Origin of the sequence: Synechococcus sp. H70.1 (assembly GCF_047502705.1) — a bacterium.
Classification (GTDB): Bacteria; Cyanobacteriota; Cyanobacteriia; order Thermostichales; family Thermostichaceae; genus Thermostichus.
Window position 1 is genome coordinate 1 of the sequence record NZ_JANSIV010000126.1, and the last position, 3579, is coordinate 3579.

At 63.8% G+C, this 3579-nt stretch carries 5 protein-coding genes; 1 reads left to right on the forward strand and 4 read right to left on the reverse strand.

Going from position 1 to position 3579, the window contains the following annotated elements:
* Positions 1–735, forward strand: a 735-nt coding sequence (locus NW827_RS09260; RefSeq protein WP_414503603.1) for a metal-dependent hydrolase, incomplete at its 5' end; no start/stop codon positions are given.
* Between the two features lie 393 nt (positions 736–1128).
* Here NW827_RS09260 and NW827_RS09265 read toward each other — a convergent pair.
* From NW827_RS09265 to NW827_RS09280, 4 genes are all read right to left on the reverse strand, one after another.
* Complete coding sequence (locus NW827_RS09265) at positions 1129–2034, reverse strand: histidinol-phosphatase (protein WP_414503604.1); 906 nt, start codon at positions 2032–2034, stop codon at positions 1129–1131.
* A gap of 17 nt (positions 2035–2051) precedes the next feature.
* On the reverse strand, positions 2052–2621 hold the full coding sequence (locus NW827_RS09270) for a hypothetical protein (protein WP_414503605.1): 570 nt from the start codon (positions 2619–2621) through the stop codon (positions 2052–2054).
* On the reverse strand, positions 2618–3304 hold the full coding sequence (locus tag NW827_RS09275; protein WP_414503606.1) for a hypothetical protein: 687 nt from the start codon (positions 3302–3304) through the stop codon (positions 2618–2620). Before NW827_RS09275 ends, NW827_RS09270 begins: the two co-directional genes overlap by 4 nt.
* 66 nt (positions 3305–3370) lie before the next feature.
* Positions 3371–3579: hypothetical protein (locus NW827_RS09280; protein WP_414503607.1), on the reverse strand; the 209-nt coding region annotated here is incomplete at its 5' end.

The following is a 3579-nucleotide window of genomic DNA, read 5'->3' on the forward strand; positions in this document are numbered from 1 at the left end:
CGGGTATCCTATCGGCGGAGGTTGGCGCATATGCAAACGCAGATTCAGTGGCTGGGACACTCGACCTTTCTGATTACTTCACCGAACGGCAAGCGGATTCTGATTGACCCGTGGGTGCAGGGCAACCCCGCCTGCCCAGAAGACGCCAAGCAACTGCCTGGCGTGGACGTTATGCTGATTACGCACGGGCACGCCGACCACTGCGCAGACGCCGTGCCGATTGCGAAGACTCATCAGCCGACGGTGGCGTGCATCTACGAGATGTACCTGTACCTTAGTCGGCACGGGGTGCAAAAAGTGCAGCCGATGAACAAGGGCGGCAGCGTGGCGATAGATGGCATCACCGTCACGATGGTGAACGCCTTCCATAGCAGCGGTCTGGAGGAGGGCGGGCAGGTGGTCTACGCGGGCGAGCCTGCGGGCTATGTGGTGCGCTTGGAGAACGGGCTGACGCTCTATCACGCGGGCGACACCTGCGTGTTTGGGGATATGCGCATCATCGGCGAGTTGTATCAGCCCGATGTGGCGATGCTGCCGATTGGCGATGTGTTCACGATGGGACCGCGCGAGGCGGCGTATGCGATTCGGCTGCTGGGCGTCAAGCGCGTGATCCCGATGCACTGGGGCACTTTCCCGCTGCTGACGGGCACGCCCGACCAGTTGCGCGAGGCGACCCGCGACATCGAGGGGCTGGAGATTCTCGCGCTGCATCCAGGGGAAAGTGTGAATCTGTAGGCGTTGACCCCTCACCCCTTTTCCCCCTCTCCTGCCAGCCGGGCGAGAGAGATTATGGAGTGCGGAAGCGGAGCTTCCGCCCAACGCTGAAGCTGCGCTTCAGCACTCCAAAACGGCTGCTCCCCTCTCCCACAGCGTGGGAGAGGGGCTGGGGGTGAGGGCGAAAAAAGTGCGCTTGTTCCCCACGCAGCGAACTCAGGTGCTGTACCCTTATCAGCCTTCTCCCCCTCTCCTGCCAGCTGGGCGAGAGAGATTATGGAGTGCGGGGAAGCGGGGCTTCCGCCCGACGCTGAAGCAGCGCTTCAGCACTCCAAAACGGCTGCTCCCCTCTCCCACGCTGTGAGAGAGGGGCTGGGGATGAGGGCGAAACAGCGAACTGCACAGAGGCGCTTATTACCCCTCCAAACTCGCAGAGGCGGGCACGATTGCGCCTCCTTCGCGCGTGAGGTAATGCACCTCGCGGACGCCGTTGCGTAGCAGGTGCAGGCGCGCCTCCTCCAGCCCGAAGCCGACCTGCGCGGGGCGGTGGCTGTCGTCGCCGATGCAGAAGCGCACGCCCATCCGCGCGCCCAACTGCACAATCCAGTCGGCGGGGTAAGGTTGGTCAAGCCCCTTGCGCAGCGCAGAGGTGTTGACCTCCACCCGTGCGCCGACCGCGCGGATGGCTTCCAGCGCGTGCTCCACTGCTTGACGCACGCGCGGGGTCGCGACCTGATCCGCCAGTCCCAGCCGCGTCGCCTTGAGGCGCACCAAGTCCAGATGCCCAATCACTTCGGGGCGCACCGCTTGCGCCATCGCGGCGACCTTGTGATAATACTGCACAGCGACCTCCTCCATCCCGCCGACCTGCGCCATCATGTCCAGAAAACTCTGCTCCGAGTAGCCGTCGATGGAGGCGTCGTGCAGGTAATGCACCGACCCGACGATGTAGTCGAACCCGTAGCGTTCGCGGTAGCCCTGCACCAGCGCGACATAACGGTCTTCGGGCACGACCTCGATCTCGAACCCGCGCAGCACGACAAGGCGGTCGGCGAACTCCTCGGCAAGTTGCGTAATCGTGTGCGCGTAGCGGTCAAAAATCTCTTCCAGCGTCCGCGGTGTCCAGCCCCATTCAATCTCTTTGGGGTACAAAAATCGCGCTTCGGCGCGGGGCATATGCTCCGCCACGCCGAAGACCGTGTAGCCTGCTTGGTGCGCGGCTTCGAGAATCTCGCGCAGGCTGCCCTCGGCGTGTTCGCAGAACTCGCCGCTATGCCCGCCGTGCAGCGAGATTTTCCACGCCGCCTTTGCCGAACCCATAGCGGCGTTAGTGTACCCTAATCGTTTCGGAACAGGCTCCCGACGAACCAGCCGAAGCCAATCGCCAGAAACGGCAGCGTGGACATAAGGTCCATCTGGAAGCGCAGCCAGTCGGCGATGTCGAGCGCGCCCGTCATCATCAGGGCACCGTCGAACATGCCGCGGAATCCCACATAGACCAGCGCGAGAATCGCCGCAGGGTTGCTCTGCTCGCCGCGCGAAATCGCCCAGAACAGCAGCGCGAACAGCCCGTACACGACGAACGCCGCGAGGGGGTTGCCCAGCACGCCGTGCAGCAGGGTCAGCGCGAACAGGTCGCGGTAGCCCGCAAGGTCTTCCAAGCGATCAATCAGGTACGAGTTGGGCAGCCAGACGCCGATGAAAAACAGCGTCGCGACGCTGCTCCAGAACCCCCAGTCGGGACGCCACGCGATGAAGATGAGGTTGAGCAGCGCCAGCAGCAGCCCGACGCCGAAAAACCGCTCCAGTTTGGCGGTCAGCGTGTAGCCCGTGTTGACCTCGTAGAGGAACTTGACCGACTTTTTCGCCTCTTCCGCCGCTTCGTACAGGGGGTTGTTGTGCATCATTCCCAGCCTCCGCTTGCCGTGGTGGTTGCGCCAGCGTTCAGTTTGAGGGTGTTGACCATCCGCTCGTAGACAGGTTGGTACTGCTGGAACTGGTGAGGCGGGCTATAGGCGATGATGTGCAGCGCCTCGGTTGGTGAGACGGGCACGGTAATCAGGTAGCCCTGCGCGGGCGTGTTGAAGAGGGGAACCCAGTGCGCGAGGGTGAAGGTGAACTCGGTGCGCAGTGCAGGCGCGCCTTGCACGCGCGTGGGGCGTGTCTGCGTCTCTTTGAGGTCGGCATATGCCTCGCGCAGGTTCTCCAGTTGGCTGGTGTGTATCCGCTGCAGGGTTCGCGCGGCGTTCTGGTCAGGCGTAGCGGCGGCGGGCGCGTCATCGCTGCCGACCTGCAAGTCCGTTCGCAGGGACACCAGCGCGAGTTTCATGCCTATGCGTGCGCCACGCTCGATACGCACCGCGTCTTGCAACTGCACAGGGCTGTTGGGCTTGTTCATGCCCATCTGGGTCAGCGCGTCGCGACGGGCGCGGAACTCGCGCGGCGTCTGCAGGCTGAACCGCCCCTGCTGCACCGACGCCCACTCGTTGGAGACGACGGGACGCTCCGCGCGCGGGTTCGAAAGCATAATCATCACTGCCGCGACCCCTAATGCCGAGGCAATCCATAGAAAACGGTACAGAAGCAACATACTGCCATCTCCCTACGCTTTTAGACATTTTCGGCGTCGGCGTAGGTTCCGTGCAGGGGGCAAGGTTTACCCGTCGCTGCGCAGCCGTTTGAGTTCCGCTTCCAGTTCCGCAAGGCGTCGCTCGGCTTGCTCGCGCAGCAGGCGTTCCTGCTCGCGCAGCAGGCGTTCCTGCTCAGCGCGTTGACGCTCCGCTTCGGCGCGTTGGCGTTCCGCTTCGGCACGCTGACGCTCCCGCTCGGCGCGTCGACGCTCCCGCTCGATGCGTCGCTCCGCTC

Bases quoted from the DNA above. Each gene is read 5' to 3' on its own strand.
- NW827_RS09270 (WP_414503605.1), bottom strand. From the start codon at position 2,621: ATGATGCACAACAACCCCCTGTACGAAGCGGCGGAAGAGGCGAAAAAG.
- NW827_RS09265 (WP_414503604.1), bottom strand. From the start codon at position 2,034: ATGGGTTCGGCAAAGGCGGCGTGGAAAATCTCGCTGCACGGCGGGCAT.
- NW827_RS09275 (WP_414503606.1), bottom strand. From the start codon at position 3,304: ATGTTGCTTCTGTACCGTTTTCTATGGATTGCCTCGGCATTAGGGGTC.